The sequence below is a fragment of the Salinivibrio sp. MA440 genome, from assembly GCF_001996265.1.
In the GTDB taxonomy this organism is placed as follows: domain Bacteria; phylum Pseudomonadota; class Gammaproteobacteria; order Enterobacterales; family Vibrionaceae; genus Salinivibrio; species Salinivibrio costicola.
Genome location: NZ_MUFI01000002.1, coordinates 68,092 through 94,177, shown reverse-complemented (window position 1 = coordinate 94,177; position 26,086 = coordinate 68,092). Strand labels below are relative to the sequence as shown.

Here is a 26,086-nt window from a genome sequence, read left to right as displayed (position 1 = left end):
GATTGTATGGCCGATAAAAAAACACGTTCACACGCGAGCAATAAAAAACGTTCATCACCGAAGCGTCAGCCGAACAAAGCCGCCGCTAAACCGAGCTGGAGCAAACGCTTGTTAAGCTTCGGATTGAAGTGCAGCCTGGTGGGGATCGCTGCCGTTGTCATGCTCGGTATTTATCTGGATGGTAAGATACAAGACCGTTTTAGTAGCGGCCAAATTTGGCAGCTTCCGGGCGTGGTATATGGCCGAGTGATTAACCTCTCACCAGGTAGCGATGTATCACTCCTTCAACTGCGTCAGCAATTGGATGCGCTGAATTACCAAAAAGTACGCACGCCGAAGCGCCCTGGTGAGTATTCGGCCTCACAAACACGGCTTGAAATCATTCGTCGTCCGTTTGATTTTGAAGATGGCCCGGCGCCCGCACGACATGCGATGCTGAGCTTTGGCGATAATCAAGTCAACCAGATTACTGACGTTAACGCTAACCAATCGCTAGGGCTTTTACGCATCGAGCCGAAATTACTGGGCATGATGGAGTCTGGCATCAATGAGCAACGCCTATTTTTACCCCGAGAGCGTTTCCCAGAGTTTTTAGTCGAGGCGTTACTCACCACAGAAGATCGAGATTTTTATCACCATGAAGGCGTTTCACCCACGGGGATCTTACGCGCACTCGTGGCTAACATTCGCGCCGGTCGTACCGTACAAGGCGGCTCTACCTTAACGCAACAGCTGGCTAAAAACCTCTTTCTCACCCGCGATCGCACCTTGTGGCGAAAAGCGCAAGAAGCCTACATGGCATTGATCCTCGATTTTCGCTACAGCAAGGATAAACTGTTAGAAGCCTACTTTAACGAAGTCTATCTGGGACAAAATCGCGGCGAACCCGTACATGGTTTTCCGTTAGGCGCGCGACTCTATTTTGGACGTCCGATTAGCGAGTTACGGGTAGACCAACTGGCGCTGCTCGTGGGGATGGTAAAAGGGCCTTCCTACTACAACCCGTTCCGCCACCCTGAACGCGCGAAAAGTCGTCGCGATCTGGTGCTACGACTGATGCTAGAGCAAAATCGACTGTCAAGCACCGATTACCAAGCGGCAGCCAGCCGTCCGCTTGATATTCAAAAAACGCCTACCCTATCGCGTCCTCAACCGGCTTACTTTGATCAACTCAAAGAAGAAATCCGTCACAAAGTCGGTGATAAATATGCCGCTGGCGCTGGGTTACGTATTTTCACCACCCTTGATCCTGTGTCACAGCAAGCGATTGAGCGTGCGGTGACCGAAAAGGTGAAGGCGCTTAAACATCGCGCAGGAAATCAACTAGAAGCCGCCGCCGTGATCGCAGACAGACGAAGTGGCGAGGTCCGTGCCATGGTGGGTGGCGCTCGCCCGGGCTTTGCAGGCTTTAACCGTGCCTTAAATGCGAAACGTGCTATCGGTTCACTCGCCAAACCTGCGGTTTATTTGACTGCATTAAATCAGCCTGAACGCTTTCAGCTCACCAGTAATATTGACGATAAGCCCATTCGTTTAGAAGGCAGTCAAGGGAGTAGTTGGCAACCTCGCAACTATGATCGCCAATACCGCGGCACCGTGTCGTTACTGACCGCCTTGGCAAAATCCTATAACGTGCCAACGGTCAACCTCGGCATGCAACTGGGGTTAGAAAGTGTGGTTAACACCTTTGGTCAATTGGGGGCAAAAACTGACACCATTCCACGCGTTCCCTCTCTGCTTCTGGGGGCATTTAGCATGAGTCCATTTGAGGTCACTCAAGTCTACCAAACACTGGGCAATGCAGGGCAAAGGGCCCCATTAACGGCTCTGAGGGCCGTTACTACCAAAGAAGGTCAAGGTTTGTATCAAAACTGGCCCAAAGCGGAACGTGTTGTGCCTGAGCAAGCCGGTTGGCTGACCTTGTATGCGATGAAGCAAGTGGTGAAACAGGGAACAGGGCGTTTCTTGCAGCAACGTCATCGCCATGCAGCACTCGCAGGCAAAACGGGAACAACAGATGATAACCGTGATAGCTGGTTCGTCGGTATCGACGACAAAGAAGTTACCACGGTGTGGTTGGGCCGCGATGATAATCAATCGACAGGGCTCACCGGGGCCTCTGGTGCTTTACGTGTTTATGATGATTATTTAAACCGTCGAGGCGCGACACCCTTGGCACTCCCTTGGCCTGCCGACATCACCACCGTGGCGGTCAGCCAACAAGGTAGCCAATACGCGCTAAATTGTCGCGGTGAGACGTCGCTCCCCGTATGGGACATAAATGGCCAGTTTGCCAAGCGATGTCGCCAGCCGGATCCCGTCGGTTGGCTTAAAGGTTTATTTAATTGACACCTTGTCCACTCGATACGCGTTTGTATACCAAACAGCGAGCAAAAAAACGCCCCAGCCATACTGACTGGGGCGGTGTGGTATTTAGCTACGCAAGCCGGTGCCTTTAGAAATCAAGCGCCAAGCCAGCGCGTATAAGCCGATAATAAACAGTAACAGCACCCCAAATGATGTCATGATCCCCACATCGGATACCCCTAAAAAGCCATAGCGAAACGCGTTAACCATATACACGATAGGGTTCAGCTTAGACACCCCTTGCCAAAACTCAGGCAACAGCGACAGCGAATAAAACACGCCACCGAGATACGTTAGCGGGGTCAGTATAAAGGTCGGGATCAGGCTGATATCGTCAAACGTTTTAGCAAAGATGGCGTTAATCAGGCCTCCTAACGCAAACACGGCAGAGGTCAGCGTCACCGTGGTGACCACGATAAATGGATGCGCGATTTGCAAATCCACGAAGAACAAGGACGTCATCGTCACTAAAGCCCCCACCGCTAAGCCACGACACATGCCTCCGCCAATATAACCGGCAATAATCACATAGTTAGGGATAGGCGCGACTAACAGCTCCTCGATATTATGCTGAAACTTGGCACTAAAAAAAGAAGACGCCACATTGGAGTAGGAGTTAGTGATCACTGACATCATGATTAAGCCAGGAACGATATACTCCATGTAACTGAAGCCTTCCATCTGGCCGATACGCGACCCAATCAAATTACCGAAAATGACAAAGTACAAGCTCATGGTAATCGCGGGCGGGACCAAGGTTTGCACCCAGATCCGAGTAAAACGCGCCACTTCTTTGTGAATGAGGGTACGAAATGCAATCCAATACAAGGCATTCATGCGTGCTCCTCCCCATTTTTCTGAATTAAGGTGACAAACAACTCCTCTAAACGGTTGGCCTTATTACGCATGGATAATACTTGCACTCCCTGTTGTGACAACTGCTCAAAGACCGGGGTTAATCCCATTGACTTGCTGACTTCCACCTCCAAGGTATTGGTGTCAGTGGTCTGCCAGTTCACGCCCTCAAGCGCATTGAGCTGATGCCCTGGTTGGAGGTCGAGAATAAAGGTCTCAGCATCTAACTTCGATAACAACGCCTTCATCGAGGTATCTTCGACCAGCTGCCCCCGATTGATAATGCCAATATTACGGCACAGGGTTTCGGCTTCTTCCAGATAATGGGTGGTGAGAATAATGGTGATCCCTTGACGATTAATCTGGCTTAAAAAGTCCCACATAGAACGGCGCAGCTCAATATCGACGCCTGCGGTTGGCTCGTCCAGAATCAGCAAACGCGGCTCGTGCATCAAGGCACGGGCTATCATCAACCGCCGTTTCATTCCACCCGATAAATTACGCGCGGGCTCATGGCGCTTGTCCCACAAATCCAGTTGTGAGAGATATTTCTTTGCACGCGCTTTGGCTTGCGCTCGCGGCACCCCATAGTAGCCAGCTTGGTTCACCACAATCTGCTGCACTTTCTCAAACTGATTAAAGTTGAACTCTTGTGGCACCAGACCAATTTGCTTTTTCGCCTCCACCTTTTGGGTGTCTAAGTCATAGCCAAAAATACTGACCTGCCCTTGGGTTTTATTGACCAGCGAACTCAGTATGCCAATAGTCGTGGATTTCCCCGCGCCATTTGGCCCGAGTAGCGCATAAAAATCGCCCTCCTCGACCGAGAGCGATACGCCTTTCAATGCCTTCACATTGGACCCGTACGTTTTGACGAGATCCTTGATTTCAATTGCTTTCATAAGCTCCCGTTAAGATAAAATCAGCATCATGCTGTCTGACGCATCAATGTTGCTATGGTAACCGGTATTGGTCTGAGAAACACCGCCACAAAAAAAGGGTTAATCGCACCGAGGGCGGCGATTAACCACGATCCATGCTATCGCGACTTTGCCTTTTGGAAATAAATGCGCATTGAGAATAAATACGCTTTGACAGTCAATACGCTTACGCAGGCATGACTTCGACTAATCGATTGGCCGCTTCGAGTGCAGGCTTACGCGAAGTGAARATGTGCGCGTCACGCACCCAATCGCCAATATGCAGGCGCTGAAGTTGCTCTCGCGTTTCATCATGCGGGCAAAGTAAAAATACCGTGCAATTCGCTTCACGCGCATCTTTGATTGCGTTTTCCAATGCCAGCCCTACCGTCATGTCCAGCATAGGCACATCACTTAAGTCGAGGATCATCACCCGAAACTCATTGATATGAGCGTGCTGACGGGCAATGGCCTTTGAGACACTGAAAATCATCGGGCCAGACAAGTAGAAAAAGAGTACGTGGCCATTACTGGCATCTAAAAGCGCACGCTCTTCATCATTTAACGGCACTTCATCGTCTTCCGCATCACTGATGGCCCGTACCTGTTTTGCCTGCTCGCGACTTAATCGCTCGATCACCAGTAAGTTAGCAATAAAGACACCCAGGCCCACCGCGACAATCAGATCAACAAATACAGTCAACGCCATCACACCGTACATGATACCGGTTTGCTGCAAGCTGATTTTGTGCGCGCGATGTAGAAAGCTCCAATCGAGAATATTAAAACCGACATAAAGCGCAATACCGGCTAGCACAGCCATTGGGATCGGCGCCGTTAATGCCCCCGCCACTAACACGACTGCGGCTAAAATAGCGGCACGGAATATCCCCGATAACGGTGAACGCGCCCCGACTTGTACATTGACCACAGTGCCCATGGTAGCACCGGCCCCCGGCAGTGCGCCAAACAGGCCTGCAATCATATTGGCGACGCCCTGGCCGCGCAATTCACGGTCAGAATTATGTTCTTGGCGAGTCAGCGAGTCGGCAATCACTGCGGTCAGTAAGGTGTCTATGCATCCTAACGTCCCCAGCACCAAAGCATCAATGACCATGGTGGTAAAATGCTCGGCGGTGATATGAGGCACTACCAGCGAGGGTAAACCGGTCGGGATCTCACCAATACGGCGGATGCTCTCGGCATCAAAAAGCAGTACCGACACCAAGGTAATACTGACTAAGGCGACAAGTTGAGCCGGGATAAAACGACGATATTTGGCAGGAAAGTAAAACAAAATACCCAAGGTGAGCGCACCAAGAAAAACTTCTTTAATATCGGCATTGATCACTAAATCCGGTATCGCTGTCAGGGTGCCTAAGACGCCGCCGGACGGTGCCGCTTGCCCTAATAATGGCGCGAGTTGGAGCAAAATCAAGATCACGCCAATCCCCGACATAAAACCGGATACCACGCTATACGGCATCAAGGTTACGTATTTGCCCAGCCGCAAACTGCCAATCAGCACTTGAAACGCGCCCGCCATCATCACCACAGTAAAGCCCATGGCAAGGCCACCTTCGGGGTAACGCGACATCATGGCGGTGAGTACCGCGGTCATAATGACTGTCATCGGCCCCGTGGGCTCTGATATCAGCGTCGAAGAGCCACCAAATAGCGACGCGAACAGCCCCACCAAAATCGCTCCCCATAACCCGGCCTCAGCGCCAGCACCGGAGGCAACACCAAAGGCGAGCGCCAGTGGTAATGAGATAATCGCGGTGGTCACCCCGCCGAATAAATCCCCCTTTAATGACAACTGCGCAAATCGTCCTTTATCAAACACGCACTACCTCGACTGCCGTTAAGATTATGATAGAGCGAACAGTATACGAATTTTCTCGTATTAACCTATCCGAGCAGTGGTTGAAAGCGTCACAGCGTGATCCGCTGGACGCGACCGATGTAAAAAAATGTGAATATTGATCTCAGTATATTTCACACCTCAAGAGTGCGGTATAGTGACGATTGATAACTTTGCCAACAGACTGAGTGAGCATGGCCCAGATAAAAGCGTTATTTGCCAACAATAAAGCCTGGTCAAAAGACATTCGTGATACGGATCCCCAGTTTTTTGCCGACCTAGCGAAAGAGCAGCATCCGGAATATTTGTGGATTGGTTGTGCCGATAGCCGTGTGCCTGCTGAGCGACTAACAGGATTAGACTCTGGCGAGCTGTTTGTGCATCGCAATGTCGCCAACCAAGTGATCCACACGGATTTAAACTGCTTGTCGGTAGTGCAATATGCCGTTGATGTGCTGCAAATCAAGCATATTATTGTCTGTGGTCATTACGGATGTGGCGGGGTGCATGCCGCGATTGAAAATCCCGAGCTGGGTCTTATCAATAATTGGCTATTACATATTCGCGACCTTTACCTTAAGCATAAAAGCTATCTGAGCCAATTGCCGCCCCAAGCGCGTGGTAATCGTTTATGTGAAATCAATGTCGCTGAGCAGGTTTATCATTTAGGCAACTCCACCATTTTACGCGCCGCCTGGGAACGAGGCCAAGATGTCAATATCCATGGCTGGTTTTACGACACTACTGACGGGATCTTACGCGATCTCGGTATGACAGCGAACAGCCGTGAATCGTTAGAGATACACTATCAAGCGGCGATGAGCCATTTGGTCCCCGGCGCCGCCACACATCCTCTCTATGAAAATTAACACAATGCTGACGCTATAATGCTTGTGCGCGGTGATGAATCGTCGTACAACACGACCATGACTCCGATCACACCTTCATCCCACGCTACGCATCGCTCTCCGCTACTCTTGTGGCTGATGGCGAGCCTGATGCTGTTTGCGGTGATCGCTAATGCCGTGGCGAAATCTCATGTTTCACCGTGGCAGCCAAATCAGCAAATTCATACGCTACAACACACACCGGCCCTACTGTCGACCGCAAGAGCCAGCGTTGCACTGCCAGCCCCTTTATTGGATGACGATCCCCAACCGCCACATTTAGCCACCCTTTTTCCTCCCACGCACGTTAGCCTTGCTTGGCACCTCATCGCCTTTTTGTGCGTGCTTGGGGTGTATCTCTCCCGCCAATATCTTGCATTTTCGTTCCCCCGCCTCGGAGGCTGGCGAGAACACAATCTGCAATATCGCTTTATTCATTCGCGTTAATCGTTCGCTTTCCTGAAGGCCTGTGCGCCTTAATCCCCCAGTAGCGACATCGAGTTCACACTCGATGTGAGGTTTGCTGTGCACGATGCACAGCCAAGGAGAAAAAATGAATAAAGCAACTCCCGTTAATCGGTATGCGTTGTGGCACTATGCTGTATTGGTGCTGATGCTAATCGTACTCACCATGCAGGCATTACCGAGCTTTTTTGGCGATCATCCTGTAGTGAGCGTGTCTCATCACTCTCACCACGCGCTGCAAGGCTGGCTAAACGCCCATCCAGAGGCCGTCAGTGAGGTACGTTATGACTCGCAAGGGAATGTCACCTTAATCACGCCCGATATTAGCCAGCAACAGAACGTACAACAGCAATTAAAAGGCGCCCTAGGTGCCGATGCGGAGATCACTCTCGATTATTTATCCGCAGCGCCCGCGTGGCTATCACGCCTAGGCGCCGAGCCGGTTAAGCTAGGGCTAGATCTGCGCGGTGGCGTCCAATTATTACTGTGGGTCGACACCGACCAAGCACTGACCCATCAAGCAGACGCCTTGCTCCAAAGCCTCAATCTTTGGTTAGGCAGTCAGCGCTTGCCGCCGACCGCGAGCCTCAACCAGCAGGATAAAACCACGGTGCAATTGCCGATGTTAAATGCCGCTGATCGTACCAAAGTGAGCGGTTGGTTTACTGAGCATTATCCTCAATGGCGCTTTACCAGTGCCACCCATCGCTGGCAAATGACAGATACCGAGCGTGAGGCCATGCGTCATCAAGCCGTACGTCAGAATATCGATATTCTGCGCAAGCGTATCGACGCGTTAGGCGTGGCAGAAGCCAGTGTGCAGCGTCAAGGCAAAGACTATATTCGTATCGAACTACCTGGCGTGCATGATCCTAAGCAAGCCAAAAGCGTGATTGGTGCCACCGCCTCACTCGCATTCTATGCCCTCGATCCTACCAGCCCTAAACCACTATACGATGCGCAGCACAATGCCGTCCCGCTCGCGCGCCACGCCATTTTAGGCGGTGAACATATTATTGATGCGCGCACCAGTGTCGATGAGATGCGGCGTCCTCAAGTCGACATTCGCCTGGATAAACAAGGTGGCGAGACCATGCTTGCGTTTACTCGTCGGCACTTGGGCGATCCAATGGCGACCGTTTATCGCGAGTACCAAACCAATGCGCAGGGCGATCTGGTGGCTCACGAGCGCGTGATCAACGTAGCGACCATCCAAAGTGCGCTCAGTGATCGCTTTCGGATCACGGGGCTATCGAGCCCAGAAGAAGCGCGTAACCTCTCGATGCTATTGCGTGCCGGCGCATTAACCGCCCCCATTAAAATCGTCGAAGAGCGCGCGATTGGTCCCACCTTAGGTGCTGAGAATATTAAAGCAGGCTTTTCCGCACTGGCTGTCGGCATGATCGGCATGGCTATCTTTATGGTGCTTTGGTATCGCCGTTTTGGCTGGGTGGCGATTGTGTCGCTTACTGCCAACCTCATGATGCAAGTCGGTCTTCTCGCGCTACTGCCCGGTGCTGTGCTGACGTTGCCAGGCATCGCGGGCCTTGTACTCACGGTAGGCATGGCGGTCGATACCAATGTGCTTATCTTTGAGCGTATTCGCGATCGCTTGCGAGCGGGCGCAAGCCTAGCCAATGCCATTGATACCGGCTATCGCGCGGCGTTTAGCACAATTTTTGACGCCAATATCACCACCTTGATTTCTGCGGCCTGTTTGTACGCCGTCGGCTCTGGCCCCTTACAAGGGTTTGCCACCACTCTGATTCTGGGGCTGTGCGCCAGCATGATAACCGGCATTATTGGCACCCGAGCCATCATCAATCCGATTTGGGGGCGTGATCGCCGCCGCGCGGTGACCATTTAAGGAATGAATACCATGAACTTAACCCAAGCCCGCTATACCAGCTTCGCTCTCTCCGCGCTGCTAATGACCATGAGCATCTGGGCGATTACTTATTATGGCCTGAACCTAGGCATCGACTTTACCGGCGGTATCGTGATTGACTTCGCGCTACCAAGCTTGGCTGGCAGTGATACGCTGATCCCAGCCCTGCATAGTCAGTTTGGCGATCTGGCCACGCTCAAGGCAAGTACCACGCAGGGACAGTGGCAGTTAGTGTTGCCCCACACCTCTCAATGGCAAGATCCTCAGCAGGTGATGGTACAAATCAGTACTGCGTTATCGATGCCAGTGAGTTTGATTCAAGCTGACGTAGTCGGCCCTCAGGTCGGTCAGGTCCTGTTTGAACAAGGTGGCTTAGCCCTGCTAGTTGCCTCGTTGGCGATCATGCTTTATTTGGCGATTCGCTTTGAGTGGCGACTCGCCCTCGCAGCCATAGGCGCGCTGGTACACGATGTCACCCTCACCTTGGGGCTACTCGCCATTCTCGCCGTGCCCATGGATCTCAATGTGATTGCCGGGTTGCTAGCGGTAATCGGTTACTCGCTCAATGACTCGATTGTGATCGGTGACCGGCTGCGCGATGTCCTAAGGGCCAAACCGAACCAATGTGTTTATATCAGCACCAATATTGCGGTCTGCGAGACCTTCTCGCGTACCTTGATCACTGCCGGGACGACGCTGTTTACCATCGGATGCTTGTTGATACTGGGTGGCGATGCGCTATATGGCTTTGCCCTAACGCTGTTTGTGGGGGTGCTCACTGGAACTTGGTCATCGGTCGCCGTCGCATCTTGCCTACAAGAAATACTGGGGCTATCGGCTTCGCATTATCAGCGTGCGCCAGAGCATGAGGGGACGTGCTAACCCACCGAACCCGCTATGTTTCCTACAAAAGTCGCTACAAAAAGTGCCTACAAAAAAACCGAGCAAGCGCTCGGTTTTTTCATTTATCGTAATAACCACCGGCCACTCTGTGATGACAGGCGTTACGCGTCGCTGCGGAGATTAATCCAATGGGATCACTTTACCGATATACGGCAAATGGCGATATTTCTGAGCGTAATCAATCCCAACCCCGACAACAAATTCATCCGGGATGGTAAAGCCAAGCCAATCGACTGTCACATTCACTTCGCGGCGCTCGGGTTTATCGAGCAGGGTACAAATACGTACCGAGTTTGGCTCACGCAGCGATAAGATTTCGCAGACTTTACTGAGCGTGTTGCCAGTATCAATGATATCTTCAACCAAAAGAATGTCTTTTCCTTTGATGTCATCATCCAAATCTTTAAGAATGCGCACGTCACGCGTGCTTTCCATGCTATTGCCATAGCTTGATGCGGTCATAAAGTCGACCGAATGTGGCAAGTCAATCGCGCGACATAAATCAGCCATAAAGACGAACGAGCCACGCAGCAACCCGACCAAAACAAGGTCGTTTGAGTCTTTATAATGCTCATTGATCTCGGCGCCCAGGGCTTTTACTCGCGCCTGTACGTCCTGTTCTGAAATCATCACTTCAACGGTGTGTTTCATATCTGCCCCGATGGTTTGTCCCCACGATCGCGGGGGTCACTAACAAAGGTGGCATAGTCTAGCACTAAATCGATTGCGGATCCCAGTCACGCCGGTTGTCAGCCATTTGCACCCGCACACTAGTTAACTATCACACTGATTGATAAGAAAAAATAATCCATGCCTGTCTTTTTAATAATGAATGACTTTTTTTGCAGACAAAATTACCGTTTTACGGCCCAGATCAGCTTTACGCCCGTTGTCAGACGATAAATAGCTGGTATAAACTCAATATCGCTAATAAGAAAATTGTTAGCACAAACAATAATTAATTTGTACAAACCAAAAATAAGTTGGCAGGTTTTAGGATGGCTCAATCAAATGAAAGAACAAGGACGCGACTGTCGCCGGAAAGACGTAAAGAGCAGTTATTAACTTGTGGTTTAGATGTTTTTGCGAAACGCGGTATTGGCCGCGCTGGGCACGCGGATATCGCAGACATGGCGGACGTTTCCGTCGCGACCGTCTTTAACTACTTTCCCACGCGCGAAGACCTTGTGGAAGAAATCCTTGCACAAACCGAAAAGCACTTTATTGCGTTGATTAATGAGTGTACCGAGCAAGATCAATCGATGCGCGGCGCATTAAACTGTATCACATCACAGATAATTGATACCGCACTCGCGGATAAAGCGTGGATGAAAGTCTGGTTTGAGTGGAGTACGTCGATTCGCGAGGATATTTGGCCACGTTTTGTCAAAGGCAGTCGAGATGCGGTTGATCAGTTCGAGAACGTATTTAAACGTGGCATCGAAAAAGGCGAAATGACAGATCGTCATCAACCCAGAGAGCTCGCCAGCATGCTAGCAGGGGTCTGCTATGTGCTATTTTTACAAGCCCACCAACAGCCCGATAAAGCGGCGCTTAACGCCATGGCCCAGCATTACATTGATGTATTATGCCAGCATGGCTAAACGCCATGGCACGATAGAAAGCCAACGTCACGTTGGCTTTTTAATGCGTCATCCATGCGCGTTAGGGATCGATAAAGCTCGGTCCATCATTGAACAAAACGGGCTCATGAGAACGAATATTTAAACGCACTTTTTCTCCGACCGACAGCGGCTCTCGAGCGTGAACCGACAACTTCTGCCCATGAATATCAATGGTGTAGCGGCTGCTATCTCCCATAAACTGCTGTGACAAGACCTGTCCCTCGCCCTGATCGTCTGCCCGAATACTTAAAAATTGTGGCCGGAGTAACCACCAATGCGGGCCGGGATGACAATGTACAGGACGCGGCCAAGGGCCAAGTGGCGTCTGCATTTGCTCTTGCTCAGACACGGTTACAGGAACATAAGACCCTTGACCAAGAAAATCTGCCACAAAGCGGCTTGCAGGCTGATAATAGACCTCTGTGGTATCACCGAACTGTTCAATAAGACCTTGATTCATTACGGCCAATTTATCGGCAAAGGCAAAGGCTTCTTCGCGACTGTGGGTCACCAAAATCGCTGTCACACCCTGTGATTTAAAAATACGCCGGATCTCTTCAATCAAGTCGTGGCGTACCTGGGTGTCAATGTTAGAAAAAGGCTCATCCAGTAATAACAGATCGGGTTCATAGGCAAGCGCACGGGCAATCGCTACCCGTTGCTGTTGACCACCGGATAATTGATGCGGATAACGATCCCCAAGGTCAGTTAAATGGACCAATTTAAGCATGTCAGCCACTTTGCCCGCTCGCGCTTGAGCGGCCAACTGTGAAAGTCCAAACCCGATATTCTCTGCAACGGTTAGGTGCGGAAAAAGCGCATAATCTTGAAAGATCATACCGATATTACGCTGCTCAGGTGGCACAGAGTGATGCTCATTATCCATGACTTTACAGCCAATCGATAGCGTCCCTGCCGATAGCGGCATTAAACCTGCCATTGCTTTTAACAAGGTGGTTTTTCCGCAGCCACTGGCACCGAGTAGGCAAACAATCTCTCCAGGTGCCACTTGCAGCGATAAATCTTTTAAGACAGGCGTGCCGTTATAGCTGCAGGTCAGGTTTTTAATCGACAAGGCGCACTTCATTGATATTTCTGCTCCAATGACCGGTTAATCAAGATAAGCGGAATTAAGCCAACCACTACCAGTAAAATTGCCGGTAATGCGGCGTACTCTAAGTGTTCATCAGAGGTAAAGTTGTACACATAGGTGGCCAGTGTTTCAAAGTTAAATGGACGCAGTAAAATAGCCGCATTAAGCTCTTTCATCGACTCAATAAACACCAGCAACATCGCAATAAGCGTACCACGACGAATTAAAGGCAGGTGCACGCGGCGAATGACCCCTGTGGTTGTGCAGCCCATGGTTCGCGCCGCCATATCGAGCGAAGGGGGGATTTTGGCCATGCTTGATTCGATACTACCAATGGCAACGGCACTAAAGCGCACTACAAATGCTGCCAGCAAAGCGACCATGGTCCCTGACAGTACCAGCCCTGGCCGGCCCCATCCATAGGCGGTGGCAACATCATTAATGACATGATCACCGCGCGTAAGCACCAGCATTACCCCGATAGCGAGCACGGTGCCGGGTACCGCATAGCCCATAGATGCCAGACGCATTGGCGCAACACTAATACCATCACCACGTAAGCGACGATAGACATTCACCGTCCACGCAATAGCCACCGCAATAACAGCTGCCAACGTCGAGGTATAAAAGCTGTTATAGCTAAACGCGGCGAAATCACTGATGGCATTTTTTTCATAGTAGTGCCATGCGTACATCACCAACTGTAAAAGCGGTAAGATAAAAGCCAATGATAATAGGCTCCAGCACCAGACTACTACGCCTACTTTACGCCAGCCTCGCAAAGGCGTTTTCTCGATTGCGTCACTGCTTGAGCTTGGACTAAATTGGGCTTGTTTACGTCGTCCATAACGCTCGGCACTGATTAAAAGAAAAATCGCCACCAGCATTATCGCGGATATTTTAGCTGCTGCCGTTAAGCTTGAATAACTCAACCAAGTATCATAGACCGCCGTGGTCAGTGTGCTAACGGCAAAATAATTGACCGTACCAAAGTCGCCCAACGCCTCCATCGCCACCAGCGACGCGCCAACGGCAATAGCGGGCCGGGCTAGCGGCAAAGAAATTCGGCGAAAACTCTGAAGTGGCGAGCAACCCAACAGGCGGGCAGAATGGGTCAAGGTCACACTTTGCTCCATAAAAGCAGCGCGTGTTAATAAGTAAATATAAGGGTACAGCACCAGCGCTAAGACAAAGCAAGCCCCCGTTAGCGTGCGCATATCGGGGAACCAATAATCGGTCACGCTTTGCCATTCAAAGGCATACCGTAAAGCGCGCTGCAACGGCCCAGCATAATCAAACCAGTCCGTATAGATATAACCGATAATATACCCGGGCATCGCCAGCGGTAGGACCATCGCCCATTGCAATTGTCGGCTGCCAGGTACCTGATACATCGCCAGCATCCACGCTGTCGGGACACCCAGTATCATCGCAATCGCGACCACACCAACCACTAACAGACTGGTATTTAGGGTATAGGTAGGGAGCACGGTCTGGAACAGGTGAGGAAAAATATCACCTGTATCACCAACCGCGGTGTAAAAGATCGCTAAGATCGGCAAAACCAGCAACAGGGCTAGGCCCCAGCTGCTGGTTTTTATAATGGGTAATCTATCTCGCATGGCCTACTACATTAAGGCGTCAGAGAAAGACAACAGGGGCGGTCGTCGCCCCTATGCGATGGTTTACAGGTCGAACTGAACTTCATCCAACAGCTTCACTGATTGGGCATAGTTATCAGCAATCGCCTCTAACGGCATTGGGTCGTGCTTATAATCCCCCCAAGATGCCACTAGCTCAGACTTCTCGACACCCGCTTTCACCGGCTCTTCGAAGTTAACCTCAGCATACATGTGCTGCGCTTTGTCTGACGTTAAAAATTCCATAAGTTTAAGCGCGTTTTCTTGGTTCGGTGCGTACTTCGCCATCGCCATACCACTCACATTGACATGTGTCCCATGAGTATTCTGGCCCGGATAATTTAGATAAACCGCTTCCGCCCACGCTGTTTGCTCTTCATCGTTTAGCATCTTACCTAGGTAATAGCTATTCCCTAGCGACACATCACAGAGCCCTTCTTTAATCGCTTTTACTTGCGCGCGATCGTTACCTTGTGGTTTACGCGCGAGGTTGTCTTTAACCCCTTCTAGCCATTCTTTGGCTTTCGCTTCACCATGGTTTTCAATGATAGCGGACACAAGAGAGACATTATAAGGGTGTTTGCCTGAACGGGTACAAATCTTGCCTTTCCATTCGGGTTTTGCCAAGTCAAGATAGTCAAAATCGTCACCTAACTCGCCAACTCGCTCCCGAGAAGAGTATACCGCACGTGCACGCGTTGTCAGCGCTACCCACTTATCTTCACTATCACGAAACTGTTCAGGCACATTGCTATCAATCACATCGCTTTGAACCGCTTGCACCACATCTTGGTTTAACAGCTCTTTAAGGCGTGAAATATCAACCGTAAGAAGGACATCTGCTGGGCTATATTCGCCTTCCTGCTTGACCTTTTCTGCCATGCCTTTTTTAGCAAACTTAACGTTTACCTTGATGCCAGTCTCTTCAGTAAACGCATCAAACATGGGTTCAATCAAAAACGGTTGGCGATACGAGTAGACATTCACTTCTTCAGCCGCGAACGCAGTACTTGTTCCTAGCAGGCTAGCCGTCACAGCCGAGGCAATCAGCAGTTTTTTCATCGTAACAGTCCTTAAATATGATGATAAATGATAACGAATCTCACTTTCGTTAGTATACAGAGAATGACTGAATGCTCAATATCGATAGGATCAAAAAAAACGAAACCCTACTGTAAAAATGTAAGGTTTCGTTTCAGAGTTTAACGATGTCTTATACGCGTGGCTATTTTACGCTGACAAATTCGGGATACGCATCAATACCGCAATCGTGTAGGTCCATACCCGACATCTCTTCTTCTTCGGTCACGCGAATACCCATGGTTTTCTTCAATATCCACCAAACCACGCAGCTTGCACCGAATACCCAGGCAAAAATAACGGCCGCTCCCAGAAGCTGGGCACCAAAGGTCGCTGCTGTGTTACTTAAAGGCACAACCATGAGGCCAAAGAAACCACACACACCGTGGACGGAAATCGCACCGACAGGATCGTCAATTTTTATCTTGTCGAGACCGATAATACTGAACACGACGATGGCCCCAGATACCACACCAATGATCAGTGCCGCCACTGGTGAGGGTGACAGCGGATCGGCGGTAATTGCCACCAAGCCAGCCAACGCGCCATTTAAGACCATGGTCAAATCCGCTTTCCCCCATAGGGTTTTGCATACCAGTAAGGCTGCAATGGCACCGGCCGCCGCCGCCGCATTCGTGTTGAGGAAGATTTGTCCCACCGCTGTCGCATTCTCAAAATCTGAGACCATCAACTGCGAGCCGCCATTGAAACCAAACCAGCCGAACCAAAGGATAAACGTCCCCAAGGTCGCTAACGGCAAGTTAGAGCCAGGAATCGGGTTGATTTTACCGTTTTTGCTGTACTTGCCTTTACGCGCACCTAACAAGAGCACACCGGCTAATGCCGCGGAAGCACCGGCCATGTGAACAATTCCTGAGCCGGCAAAGTCACTGAAACCGGCCTCAGATAGGAAGCCGCCGCCCCAAGTCCAATATCCTTCAACTGGATAGATCACCGCCGTCAAGATGACAGAGAAAACCAGGAACGCCCACAGCTTCATTCGTTCCGCGACGGCACCAGACACCACTGACATAGCGGTAGCAACAAACACGACTTGGAAGAAGAAGTCTGATTCCAATGAATGATCAGCCTCTGCGCCCTGTGTGCCAATCAAGGTGCCAAATGAAGGTATAAACCCCCCACCCGCATTGTCGACATACATGATGTTGTAACCGACCAGTAAATACATGGTGCACGCAATGGCATATAAGCAGATATTTTTGGTCAGGATCTCCGTGGTATTTTTAGATCGCACCAAGCCGGCTTCTAACATCGCAAAGCCCGCGGCCATCCACATCACCAACGCGCCGGATAAAAGAAAGAAAAAGGTGTCGAGCGCGTAGCGCAATTCTGTCACCGTATTAACCAGTTCCATTGTCTATACTCCCTGTATTAAATTGCTTCCAAATCCATTTCACCGGTACGAATACGCACCGCCTGCTGAAGATCGAAGACAAAGATTTTGCCATCGCCGATTTTTCCGGTCTGTGCAGCATTAGAAATCGCTTCAACGACAGAATCCACATTCTCGCTCTGTACCGCGATTTCAAGTTTCACTTTGGGTAAAAAATCGACTTGGTATTCGGCGCCACGATATAATTCTGTGTGCCCTTTTTGGCGGCCAAAGCCTTTGACTTCCGAGACCGTCATGCCATCAATACCGGCATCCGCCAACGCTTCACGAACGTCATCAAGCTTAAATGGCTTGATAATGGCGCTAATCAGTTTCATATCCTTCTCCTGAGTCCTTGTGTTTGCTTCACACTGTAGGTATCAAGAGCCGTGCCAATATTTGATGGCTTTAAAATCATGTAGTTAGAAAACAAGGAGGGGTAATTCGAGGAGTTTGCACTATAAAAGTGCGAGGTATTCACCAAGACAGCGCATCGGCAATGTGTTATTGCTCAACTGCACCATCAGCGATCATCGAAAAAACGCGGGCCGATTCCCGCTCCGCGTTTATCTCGAGTTATCGTCGACCATAACGGATAATAAAGTCGCGATAGGCCGATAACATTTCCATAAAGTCATCATAGCCACACACGGCACAGCTTTCTTGATCATAAAACGTCAATGCCTGCGCACTGAGGGTTGCTTGCGCCTCATCCGATGGTGTTTGTAGCATGGCATTCGCCATCACCACCACTTCATCTTTATTGGCTGTTAAGGTAAAAGTATGCCCGCGCCATTGCTGTTCGTTTTCCAGCTGAGCGAGGGCCTCGACATATTGCTCAACGTGGCTAAGCTCAGTGCCTACTTCATCGAACAACCAGCGACCAATCGCTTCATGGCCCATTGAGAACACAATGCGATAACTGTCATCAAAACTATTGCGAGAAAATTCGTAATCCACATCCACCTCCAATCTTCGCGCGGCATTGTCCGGCTTTTGCCACGAATTGCCAAGCACAAGCTGTTATCAAGGTAGCACTTCGCTCATACTGTTTACTTCAGTTCGACTTAATGGACGACCGTCATATTGCCAAGGACAAGCCATGCATATTGTGATCGCACCGGACTCATTCAAAGAAAGCCTCAGCGCCCCACAAGTCGCTAACGCTATTCAAACAGGCATGGCAGCCGCACTGCCTAATGCCACGTTTTCACTGTTGCCCATGGCAGATGGTGGTGAGGGATTTGCACAAAGTATGCTCGAACGACTGGGTGGAGAACGTTTTCACTGTGACGTCACGGGGCCAGATTTTCGCCCGGTGACGGCCAGTTTTGTGATTAATCGTGAACAACGACTGGCCGTGTTGGATGTCGCCAGTGCCTCAGGTTTGCCATTAATGCCAAGCACCGCAAGAAATCCGCTTCATACCACCAGCTTAGGCACCGGTGAGCTGATCCGTGCAGCTCTTGATCATGACATCGATGAAATCATTATTGGTTTAGGTGGCAGTGCCACCAATGACGCGGGCGCCGGGATCCTGACCGCCTTAGGCGCGCGCCTGCTTGACGGTGCAGGCAAACCAATTATTCCGACTGGACACGGATTAGGTGCATTGATGACACTGGATCTCAGCACGCTCGATTCACGCCTGCGTGCTGTCACACTCACCGCGGCCTGTGATGTCGATAACCCGCTATGTGGACCCGATGGCGCTGCTACCGTATTTGGTCCGCAAAAAGGCGCTACGGTCAGCCACATTCGCAGTTTAGAGCAACACCTTCACCGTTTTGCCCGTATTTGTCACTATCAACTTGGCCATGCCATTGCGCACTTTCCAGGCGCAGGCGCAGCAGGTGGAATCGGTGCCGCTTTAGGCGGTTTACTCAATGCCCAGCTCGTCCCCGGGGTGGAGTTGCTACTAACACGGACCCACGCGTATTCGACCCTGGCACAAGCAGATTGGATTATTACCGGTGAGGGACGGGTCGATGGTCAAACTCAGCACGGAAAAGTCCCCATGGCGCTCGCCCGGATTGGCCAATCACATCACATTCCCGTGGTGGTGATCGCCGGCAGTGTCGGTGACAACTGTGATACGCTTTATCAACACGGCGTCAAAGCGATTTTCCCTATTCAGCCAGGGCCCTGCTCATTGTCTGAGGCGCTGGTCAACACGGCAAGCAACGTCACGCGCACGGCTGAGAATATTGCGCGATTAATGGATAACCCGATTAATTAATCAACCATAACACGAAGCCAGTTGGCGCTCTCTCACTCGGTCACGCACACGAAAAAAAGCGCCTCCCATAAAGATGGAAGGCGCTTTTCTTGGCGCCATGCCGAACGCTATCGGCCATCAGCGCGTCCTACACTGCGGTTTTAACAATCACATCATTGGCGATGTTGGTGTAGGCATCCATTTGATGGAAGTTAAGATAACGATAAGTATCACTTGCCGTCGCATTGATTTGCTCAGCGTACTCTAGATATTCCTTTTGAGTCGGGATCCGGCCGAGAATCGCACCGACTGCCGACAGCTCAGCCGACGCCAGATACACATTCGCGCCCGTACCGAGACGGTTTGGGAAATTACGTGTCGAGGTCGACAACACAGTCGATTTTTCCGCCACACGCGCTTGGTTACCCATGCACAAGGAACATCCCGGCGTTTCGATCCGCACCCCAGCACGACCGTAGATACCGTAATAACCTTCAGCGGTCAGCTGATCTCTATCCATCTTCGTCGGTGGTGCCACCCACATCCGAGTCGATAAGCTGCCACCGAATTTATCCAGCAATTTACCGGCTGCTCGGAAGTGACCAATGTTGGTCATACAGCTTCCGATAAAGACTTCATCGACACTGTCGCCTGCCACGTCCGACAAGGTACGCGCATCATCCGGATCGTTCGGTGCACACAAGATAGGCTCTTTGATCTCGGCCAGATCGATTTCAAGTACGTGGGCATACTCGGCATCTTTGTCCGCTTCCATCAAACTTGGGCTGTCTAGCCATTGCTGCATCGCTTGAATACGGCGCTCAATGGTACGGCGGTCGCCATAACCTTCGGCAATCATCCACTTGAGCATCACAATGTTGGACTCAAGGTATTCGGCCACTGAGTCTTGTGACAGCTTCACGGTACAACCAGCCGCAGAGCGCTCTGCGGATGCATCTGATAACTCAAACGCCTGTTCAACCGTGAGGTGTTCAACCCCTTCGATTTCGAGAACACGACCGGAAAATTCGTTGATTTTTCCTGATTTCTCAACCGTTAACAGACCTTGTTTGATGCCGAAATACGGAATGGCATGGACTAAGTCACGCAAGGTAACACCGGGCTGCATTTCGCCTTTAAAGCGCACCAAGACCGACTCAGGCATATCCAGCGGCATCACCCCGGTTGCTGCAGCAAAGGCCACCAGACCCGAGCCGGCAGGGAAAGAAATCCCCAGCGGGAAACGCGTATGTGAGTCGCCACCGGTACCCACGGTATCAGGCAGCAGCATACGATTGAGCCAAGAGTGAATTACCCCATCGCCTGGACGCAGTGCCACGCCACCACGATTCATGATGAAATCGGGCAAGGTATGGTGTGTTTCCACGTCAACCGGCTTTGGATATGCTGACGTATGACAGAAAGACTGCATGGTCAAATCGGCGGTAAAACCAAGACACGCCAAGTCTTTAAGCTCATCACGGGTCATGGGTCCGGTGGTGTCTTGTGACCCTACCGTGGTCATCTTAGGCTCACAATAGGTATTCGGACGCACACCTTCGACGCCACAGGCTTTACCGACCATTTTTTGTGCCAGCGTAAAGCCTTTGGTGGATTCAGCCACTGGACGGGGACGGCGGAAGACGTCAGATGGCTCAAGGCCGAGACATTCACGGGCTCGATCGGTCAAGCCGCGACCGATAATCAATGGGATGCGGCCACCGGCACGTACTTCATCATACAAAATGTCGGTTTTGAGCTGGAAGGTCGACAGCACGTCATCGGTGCCATGCTTGCACACTTTACCGTCAGCGGGGTACAGGTCAATCACATCGCCCATATTGAGCGAAGTCACATCGAGCTCAATCGGCAATGCGCCCGCGTCTTCCATGGTATTAAAGAAAATAGGGGCAATTTTCCCGCCTAAACAGAAACCGCCGAAGCGCTTGTTCGGCACATTCGGAATGTCTTGGCCCATAAACCACAACACCGAGTTGGTCGCTGATTTACGTGACGAGCCAGTGCCAACCACATCACCGACATAAACCAGTGGGTGGCCTTTTTCTTCCAGCGCCTTCATTTGCTCAATGGGGCCAATGTCACCGGGTTTATCCGGTTGAATACCTTCGCGCTCGTTTTTAAGCATCGCAAGGGCATGTAAGGGAATATCTGGACGTGACCATGCATCAGGGGCGGGAGACAAGTCATCGGTGTTGGTTTCACCCGATACTTTGAACACTGTCAGTGTCACTTTTTCAGGAATCTGCGGTTTTTCCAGGTACCAATCTGCGTTGGCCCACGATTCCATCACTTGTTTAGCGTAAGCATTCCCTGCTTTCATTTTGTCTTCCACGTCATAGAAAGCATCAAACATGAGCAGGGTATGTGACAGGGCTTTGGCTGCAATTGGCGCCAGTTTTTCATCCTCTAACAACGCGATCAGAGGCTGGATGTTATAACCGCCTTGCATGGTACCGAGTAGCTCTGTGGCGCGCTCAGGGCTGATTAACGGCGATTGCGCCTCACCATTTGCCAACGCAGCTAAAAAGCCTGCTTTTACATAGGCGGCTTCATCCACGCCGGGTGGAATTCGGTTTTCCAGCAAATAAACAAGGGTTTCTTCTTCGCCAGCGGGCGGGTTTTTCAACAGTTCTATCAGACTGGCGGTTTGCTCAGCGTTCAGCGGTTTAGGCACAATACCCTGAGCGGCACGTTCTTCGACGTGTTTACGGTAGGCTTCAAGCACGACTATTTCCTCTTATCTCGGTCAGGCCCTGTGGCCCAACATCCTTGGAAAGTGTTAGTACTCGTATCACGCTTATCCGGCGAAGTTTATTAAAATTTTCCAGCAAGACGAGGGTTCGAGCACGTAACCGCTGCGTGAGGATAGCATTTTTAACTTAAAATTAAAATCTACCCGTTTTATGAAACATACGACCAAGGTCTTAGTGACGCAGCCCTCTATTTCCTCATTCTCACGATCCAATTAACCGTGATTGTCGCGTTCTGTTTGATTCTATACTGTTTTTTATCACGATACAGTTAGCCACAAAAGATAACGCGATATCGATCAGGCGGTGCGCTCTCCGCCCCTTTTTATCGGTTTGTGTTGAAAGCGCGAGATAAGTGTCATTTTCATCAATAATTATGGGCAAGGGCTTCAATTTTATCATTTCATCGCCGATACATTAGAAACGGTAAATGTAATTCTGCTAACTTAGACGTTGGTGCCATACACATCGTCACTTTTTTGTCACGCTAACTTGTCAACTTATCGATGATTACAAAATAGCGCGTGATAGACCACATAGAGAGAAAGGCATGAAGCTAAAACAACTCACGATTAAACAAAAGCTCGTGTTGGCATTTGTCTCAGCCGTGATCGCATCGACCGCGATCGTCAGCTATATGAGCCTAAGCCAAGCGCGCGATATTATGGAAAAGCGCCTGTTAGAGAATGAGCTTCCGACCACCCTCACCCAGTTTAGAGATACCATTGATAGTGAAGTTAACCAGCTGCAATCTGCTGCGCGTCAGCTCGCGTCAAACCCGGTGACACTCGATATTCTCAACCAAGGGATCACCCCGAGCGAAGAAGCCCGCGTGGTCAAGCAGCTTAACGTGTTACGTGACCAATACGATCTCAATGATGCCTCTATCGCTAACCGAGAGACCGGCCAATATTGGAATCAAAACGGATTTTTACGGGTGTTAACGCGTGAAAAAGACAGTTGGTTTTATAACTTTCTCGACAGTGGCAATGCCACCATGGCGCAGGTATTCCAAGAGGATAATGGCGAGCTCAAACTGTTCGTCAACTTTCAACAGCTTAACGGCAAAGGCTTGGCTGGGTTTTCGCGTTCACTCGAAGACATGACCCGCTTTTTGAATCAATTCAAAATCGAACAGTCGGGCTTTGTTTTCTTAGTCAATGCCGATGGCATGGTCCAATTGCACCGTGACACCGATCTCATGGGCGAAAAAACATTGAGTGATGTGTATGGAGCACAGGCACGGAGCTTGCTCCAAAAAGGTGACTTTAACCTCCTCGATACACACATTAATGGCAAGGAAGTCCTGCTCGCCTCAAGTTATGTTCCCTCCATGGACTGGTATGTCATCGCAGATGTTCCAGCAGAAGAAGTCTTTGCACCACTCAATCAAACCCGCAATCAGATCCTAATGGTGTCTGTGGTCGTTGGGTTAGTGTTTATTGTGGTGGCCGTTTGGCTTGCGACGACCATTACCAAACCGATTCAATACGTGGCGAATGTGTTCCGTGAGATCGGCGAGGGTGAAGGCGATTTACGCCAACGAGTCGATATCGATAGCCAAGACGAAATTGGTCAGTTAGCGTCTGGGTTTAATAGCTTTGTCGAGAAGATTCATCGCTTAGTCTCAGACGTTGCCAGTACCGGTGGTGAGCTTCGTCATGCTGCAGAGCAAGTCTCGTCACAAGCTAGCGCCACGCAATCTCAGAGTGAGTATCAGCGTGATCGCACCGTACAAGTGGTGACGGCGATTAATGAAATGGGCGCGACGGTGAATGAAATTGCCGGCAATGCCGCTAATGCCGCCAGTGCCGCTAACCAAGCGTCCGATGATGCAGCCAATGGCCAAGGTGTGGTCACCCAAGCGCGAGACACCATCGCCAGCCTTGCCGACGATATGGAGAATATGTCGAAAGTGATCAGTGCGCTGGCTGAAAACACCGACGCAATTGGCGGCATTTTGGATGTAATTCGTGGTATTTCAGAGCAAACCAACCTGCTCGCATTGAACGCCGCCATTGAAGCGGCACGTGCGGGCGAACAAGGACGAGGCTTTGCGGTCGTTGCCGACGAGGTGCGTAACCTGGCTAGCCGTACCTCCGATTCAACCGATGAAATCCAGACCATGATCAACCGCCTGCAGCAAGAGGCCCATAATGCTGTCAACGCAATGGAGCAAAGCCGCACCATGACAGCCGAAGGGGTCAACGCATCGGATGAGGCGTCGCTGTCACTGAACGCGATTAATGAGCAGATTATCCAAATCTCAGACATGAATACACAAGTAGCGACCGCGACAGAAGAGCAATCAACGGTGGTCAATGACATCAATCAGAATATTGAAGAGATTAATCACAGCTCGCAACAGACCGCGGATACCGCCAATACCATGGCTGAAGCCAGCGAGTCACTGCGTGATCTGTCTAAACGTCTCGATACCTTGGTGGGCAGCTTTAAGCTTTAAGCGTTAACGCTTGACCATCATACTGACTAAGCGGGCCGAGGCCCGCTTTTTTCTTCTCAATCGATATATCACCGATATAAAAAAGCCCCGCAATGCAGGGCTTAAGAAGAAACATATAAACGCGCAGTTTATTTCTTTTTCTTCGCTTTTGGATTCGGCATATCCGTGATTGAGCCTTCAAACACTTCAGCGGCCAAGCCAACAGACTCATGGAGTGTTGGGTGAGCGTGAACAGTCAACGCGATGTCTTCGGCATCACAGCCCATTTCAATCGCAAGACCGATTTCGCCCAACAGCTCACCACCGTTGGTACCGACAACGGCACCCCCGATGACACGGTGCGTATCTTTATCGAAGATAAGCTTGGTCATACCGTCAGCGCAGTCAGACGCAATCGCACGACCAGAAGCCGCCCATGGGAAGGTAGAGGCTTCGTAGTTGATGCCCTCTTCCTTACATTCTTTCTCGGTTTTACCGACCCATGCTACTTCTGGCTCAGTATAAGCAATCGATGGGATCACTTTCGGATCAAAGTAATGTTTCTTACCAGAAATGACTTCCGCAGCCACATGGCCTTCATGCACACCTTTATGCGCAAGCATTGGCTGACCAACAATATCGCCGATCGCATAGATGTGTGGCACGTTAGTGCGCATTTGCTTATCAACATTGATGAAGCCGCGATCGTCAACTTCAACCCCGGCTTGGCCGGCGTCAAGCAGTTTGCCATTCGGGCTACGGCCAATCGCAACCAATACAGCATCATAACGTACTGGCTCTGCTGGCGCTTTTTTGCCTTCCATCGTCACGTAAATACCATCTTCTTTGGCTTCTACTGCGGTGACTTTGGTTTCCAGCATCAGGTTCATTTTCTTGCTGATACGCTTGGTAAAGACTTTAATCACGTCTTTATCGGCCGCCGGGATCACCTGATCACACATTTCGACCACATCGACCTGTGAGCCTAATGCGTGATAGACAGTACCCATTTCTAGACCAATGATACCACCGCCCATCAGCAGCATTTTCTCTGGTACTTCTTTGAGCTCGAGCGCGTCAGTAGAGTCCCAGATACGTGGATCATCATGCGGGATAAATGGCAGCTCGATAGGACGAGAGCCGGCTGCGATGATCGCGTTATCAAAATTAATGGTGGTGCTTTCTTCACCCTCGACCAACAGGGTGTTGGCGCCAGTGAAACGGCCGGTACCGTTAACCACTGTCACTTTACGCTGCTTGGCCATGCCACCTAAGCCACCGGTCAACTGACCGATCACCTTGTCTTTCCAAGAGCGGATTTTGTCGATATCGGTTTGTGGCTCGCCGAAAACCACGCCATGATCAGCCATCGCTTTGGCTTCTTCGATCACTTTGGCAACGTGTAGTAGGGCTTTAGAAGGGATACAGCCAACGTTTAGACACACACCCCCTAGGGTGTTGTAACGTTCAACCAGCACTGTTTCCAAACCTAGGTCGGCACAGCGGAAAGCGGCGGAGTATCCAGCAGGACCAGCGCCAAGAACGACGACTTGCGCTTTGATTTCTTTACTCATTCTGACCTCGTTGTAGTCTTATTCCCTGACAGGCTAAGAGCGGTAGTTTTTATTGTTGTGGGTGTTTGGTGCCACAGTTTACAGCCATGTTAATGGGCTG

20 protein-coding genes are annotated in these 26,086 nt (G+C 50.5%); 8 read left to right on the top strand and 12 right to left on the bottom strand.

All coding sequences use genetic code 11. The features are described from left to right. Positions 1-6 precede the first annotated feature (6 nt). On the top strand, positions 7-2,349 hold the full coding sequence (gene mrcB / locus BZG80_RS01045; protein WP_021024191.1) for a penicillin-binding protein 1B: 2,343 nt from the start codon (positions 7-9) through the stop codon (positions 2,347-2,349). Positions 2,350-2,433: 84 nt separating this feature from the next. Here mrcB and BZG80_RS01040 read toward each other — a convergent pair whose 3' ends face one another. From BZG80_RS01040 to BZG80_RS01030, 3 genes are all read right to left on the bottom strand, one after another. Further along, the gene (locus BZG80_RS01040; protein ID WP_021024190.1) at positions 2,434-3,204 is read right to left on the bottom strand and encodes an ABC transporter permease; all 771 of its coding nucleotides are present in this window, start codon (positions 3,202-3,204) and stop codon (positions 2,434-2,436) included. Next, positions 3,201-4,124, bottom strand: coding sequence for an ABC transporter ATP-binding protein (locus BZG80_RS01035; protein WP_077645810.1), 924 nt, complete (start codon positions 4,122-4,124; stop codon positions 3,201-3,203). The genes BZG80_RS01040 and BZG80_RS01035 overlap by 4 nt, the downstream gene beginning before the upstream one ends. Positions 4,125-4,329: 205 nt before the next feature. Beyond that, positions 4,330-5,988 (bottom strand): SulP family inorganic anion transporter, encoded by a 1,659-nt coding sequence (locus tag BZG80_RS01030; RefSeq protein ID WP_077678570.1) that lies wholly within the window; start codon positions 5,986-5,988, stop codon positions 4,330-4,332. 212 nt (positions 5,989-6,200) lie between these two features. Here BZG80_RS01030 and can point away from each other — a divergent pair, with 212 nt between their 5' ends. From can to secF, 4 genes are all read left to right on the top strand, one after another. After that, positions 6,201-6,875: a carbonate dehydratase gene (gene can / locus BZG80_RS01025; protein ID WP_077459835.1), complete on the top strand. Its 675-nt coding sequence runs from the start codon at positions 6,201-6,203 to the stop codon at positions 6,873-6,875. Between the two features lie 57 nt (positions 6,876-6,932). Next, positions 6,933-7,340, top strand: coding sequence for a hypothetical protein (locus tag BZG80_RS01020; protein WP_131826061.1), 408 nt, complete (start codon positions 6,933-6,935; stop codon positions 7,338-7,340). A 106-nt stretch (positions 7,341-7,446) separates the two neighbouring features. Further along, positions 7,447-9,225 (top strand): protein translocase subunit SecD, encoded by a 1,779-nt coding sequence (gene secD / locus BZG80_RS01015; protein ID WP_108744091.1) that lies wholly within the window; start codon positions 7,447-7,449, stop codon positions 9,223-9,225. 12 nt (positions 9,226-9,237) lie between these two features. Beyond that, entirely contained in the window at positions 9,238-10,128 is an 891-nt protein-coding gene (gene secF, locus BZG80_RS01010; protein WP_021024184.1) for a protein translocase subunit SecF, read from the top strand. Positions 10,129-10,269: 141 nt separating this feature from the next. Here secF and hpt read toward each other — a convergent pair whose 3' ends face one another. Further along, the gene (gene hpt, locus BZG80_RS01005) at positions 10,270-10,800 is read right to left on the bottom strand and encodes a hypoxanthine phosphoribosyltransferase (RefSeq protein ID WP_021024183.1); all 531 of its coding nucleotides are present in this window, start codon (positions 10,798-10,800) and stop codon (positions 10,270-10,272) included. A gap of 347 nt (positions 10,801-11,147) precedes the next feature. Between hpt and BZG80_RS01000 the strand changes: the two genes are divergently transcribed. Further along, on the top strand, positions 11,148-11,753 hold the full coding sequence (locus BZG80_RS01000) for a TetR/AcrR family transcriptional regulator (RefSeq protein ID WP_077459838.1): 606 nt from the start codon (positions 11,148-11,150) through the stop codon (positions 11,751-11,753). 61 nt (positions 11,754-11,814) lie between these two features. On the opposite strand, the gene BZG80_RS00995 is transcribed toward BZG80_RS01000, so the two are convergent. From BZG80_RS00995 to BZG80_RS00970, 6 genes are all read right to left on the bottom strand, one after another. After that, positions 11,815-12,861, bottom strand: coding sequence for an ABC transporter ATP-binding protein (locus BZG80_RS00995; protein WP_077676614.1), 1,047 nt, complete (start codon positions 12,859-12,861; stop codon positions 11,815-11,817). Continuing rightward, positions 12,858-14,489 carry an ABC transporter permease gene (locus BZG80_RS00990; protein ID WP_077459840.1) on the bottom strand — a complete coding sequence of 544 codons (1,632 nt, stop codon included), beginning with the start codon at positions 14,487-14,489 and terminating at the stop codon, positions 12,858-12,860. Before BZG80_RS00990 ends, BZG80_RS00995 begins: the two co-directional genes overlap by 4 nt. A gap of 63 nt (positions 14,490-14,552) precedes the next feature. Further along, on the bottom strand, positions 14,553-15,569 hold the full coding sequence (locus BZG80_RS00985) for a Fe(3+) ABC transporter substrate-binding protein (protein ID WP_021024179.1): 1,017 nt from the start codon (positions 15,567-15,569) through the stop codon (positions 14,553-14,555). Positions 15,570-15,732: 163 nt separating this feature from the next. Continuing rightward, entirely contained in the window at positions 15,733-16,962 is a 1,230-nt protein-coding gene (locus BZG80_RS00980) for an ammonium transporter (RefSeq protein ID WP_077669150.1), read from the bottom strand. A gap of 17 nt (positions 16,963-16,979) precedes the next feature. Continuing rightward, on the bottom strand, positions 16,980-17,318 hold the full coding sequence (locus BZG80_RS00975; protein ID WP_025673127.1) for a P-II family nitrogen regulator: 339 nt from the start codon (positions 17,316-17,318) through the stop codon (positions 16,980-16,982). 238 nt (positions 17,319-17,556) lie between these two features. Next, entirely contained in the window at positions 17,557-17,940 is a 384-nt protein-coding gene (locus BZG80_RS00970) for a YacL family protein (RefSeq protein ID WP_158011515.1), read from the bottom strand. A gap of 142 nt (positions 17,941-18,082) precedes the next feature. Here BZG80_RS00970 and BZG80_RS00965 point away from each other — a divergent pair, with 142 nt between their 5' ends. Then, complete coding sequence (locus BZG80_RS00965) at positions 18,083-19,219, top strand: glycerate kinase (RefSeq protein ID WP_077678567.1); 1,137 nt, start codon at positions 18,083-18,085, stop codon at positions 19,217-19,219. A 127-nt stretch (positions 19,220-19,346) separates the two neighbouring features. Here BZG80_RS00965 and acnB read toward each other — a convergent pair whose 3' ends face one another. Beyond that, complete coding sequence (acnB, locus tag BZG80_RS00960) at positions 19,347-21,944, bottom strand: bifunctional aconitate hydratase 2/2-methylisocitrate dehydratase (protein ID WP_021024174.1); 2,598 nt, start codon at positions 21,942-21,944, stop codon at positions 19,347-19,349. A gap of 575 nt (positions 21,945-22,519) precedes the next feature. Here acnB and BZG80_RS00955 point away from each other — a divergent pair. Beyond that, complete coding sequence (locus tag BZG80_RS00955) at positions 22,520-24,433, top strand: methyl-accepting chemotaxis protein (RefSeq protein ID WP_077678566.1); 1,914 nt, start codon at positions 22,520-22,522, stop codon at positions 24,431-24,433. A 128-nt stretch (positions 24,434-24,561) separates the two neighbouring features. Here BZG80_RS00955 and lpdA read toward each other — a convergent pair whose 3' ends face one another. Then, complete coding sequence (gene lpdA / locus BZG80_RS00950; protein ID WP_077660109.1) at positions 24,562-25,986, bottom strand: dihydrolipoyl dehydrogenase; 1,425 nt, start codon at positions 25,984-25,986, stop codon at positions 24,562-24,564. Positions 25,987-26,086: the final 100 nt, after the last annotated feature.

What these genes read in the sequence shown, in the direction of transcription:
- mrcB (WP_021024191.1), top strand. Translation starts at nt 7, where the DNA reads ATGGCCGATAAAAAAACACGTTCACACGCGAGCAATAAAAAACGTTCA.
- BZG80_RS01040 (WP_021024190.1), bottom strand. Translation starts at nt 3,204, where the DNA reads ATGAATGCCTTGTATTGGATTGCATTTCGTACCCTCATTCACAAAGAA.
- BZG80_RS01035 (WP_077645810.1), bottom strand. Translation starts at nt 4,124, where the DNA reads ATGAAAGCAATTGAAATCAAGGATCTCGTCAAAACGTACGGGTCCAAT.
- can (WP_077459835.1), top strand. Translation starts at nt 6,201, where the DNA reads ATGGCCCAGATAAAAGCGTTATTTGCCAACAATAAAGCCTGGTCAAAA.
- BZG80_RS01020 (WP_131826061.1), top strand. Translation starts at nt 6,933, where the DNA reads ATGACTCCGATCACACCTTCATCCCACGCTACGCATCGCTCTCCGCTA.
- secD (WP_108744091.1), top strand. Translation starts at nt 7,447, where the DNA reads ATGAATAAAGCAACTCCCGTTAATCGGTATGCGTTGTGGCACTATGCT.
- secF (WP_021024184.1), top strand. Translation starts at nt 9,238, where the DNA reads ATGAACTTAACCCAAGCCCGCTATACCAGCTTCGCTCTCTCCGCGCTG.
- hpt (WP_021024183.1), bottom strand. Translation starts at nt 10,800, where the DNA reads ATGAAACACACCGTTGAAGTGATGATTTCAGAACAGGACGTACAGGCG.
- BZG80_RS01000 (WP_077459838.1), top strand. Translation starts at nt 11,148, where the DNA reads ATGGCTCAATCAAATGAAAGAACAAGGACGCGACTGTCGCCGGAAAGA.
- BZG80_RS00995 (WP_077676614.1), bottom strand. Translation starts at nt 12,861, where the DNA reads ATGAAGTGCGCCTTGTCGATTAAAAACCTGACCTGCAGCTATAACGGC.
- BZG80_RS00990 (WP_077459840.1), bottom strand. Translation starts at nt 14,489, where the DNA reads ATGCGAGATAGATTACCCATTATAAAAACCAGCAGCTGGGGCCTAGCC.
- BZG80_RS00985 (WP_021024179.1), bottom strand. Translation starts at nt 15,569, where the DNA reads ATGAAAAAACTGCTGATTGCCTCGGCTGTGACGGCTAGCCTGCTAGGA.
- BZG80_RS00980 (WP_077669150.1), bottom strand. Translation starts at nt 16,962, where the DNA reads ATGGAACTGGTTAATACGGTGACAGAATTGCGCTACGCGCTCGACACC.
- BZG80_RS00975 (WP_025673127.1), bottom strand. Translation starts at nt 17,318, where the DNA reads ATGAAACTGATTAGCGCCATTATCAAGCCATTTAAGCTTGATGACGTT.
- BZG80_RS00965 (WP_077678567.1), top strand. Translation starts at nt 18,083, where the DNA reads ATGCATATTGTGATCGCACCGGACTCATTCAAAGAAAGCCTCAGCGCC.
- BZG80_RS00955 (WP_077678566.1), top strand. Translation starts at nt 22,520, where the DNA reads ATGAAGCTAAAACAACTCACGATTAAACAAAAGCTCGTGTTGGCATTT.
- lpdA (WP_077660109.1), bottom strand. Translation starts at nt 25,986, where the DNA reads ATGAGTAAAGAAATCAAAGCGCAAGTCGTCGTTCTTGGCGCTGGTCCT.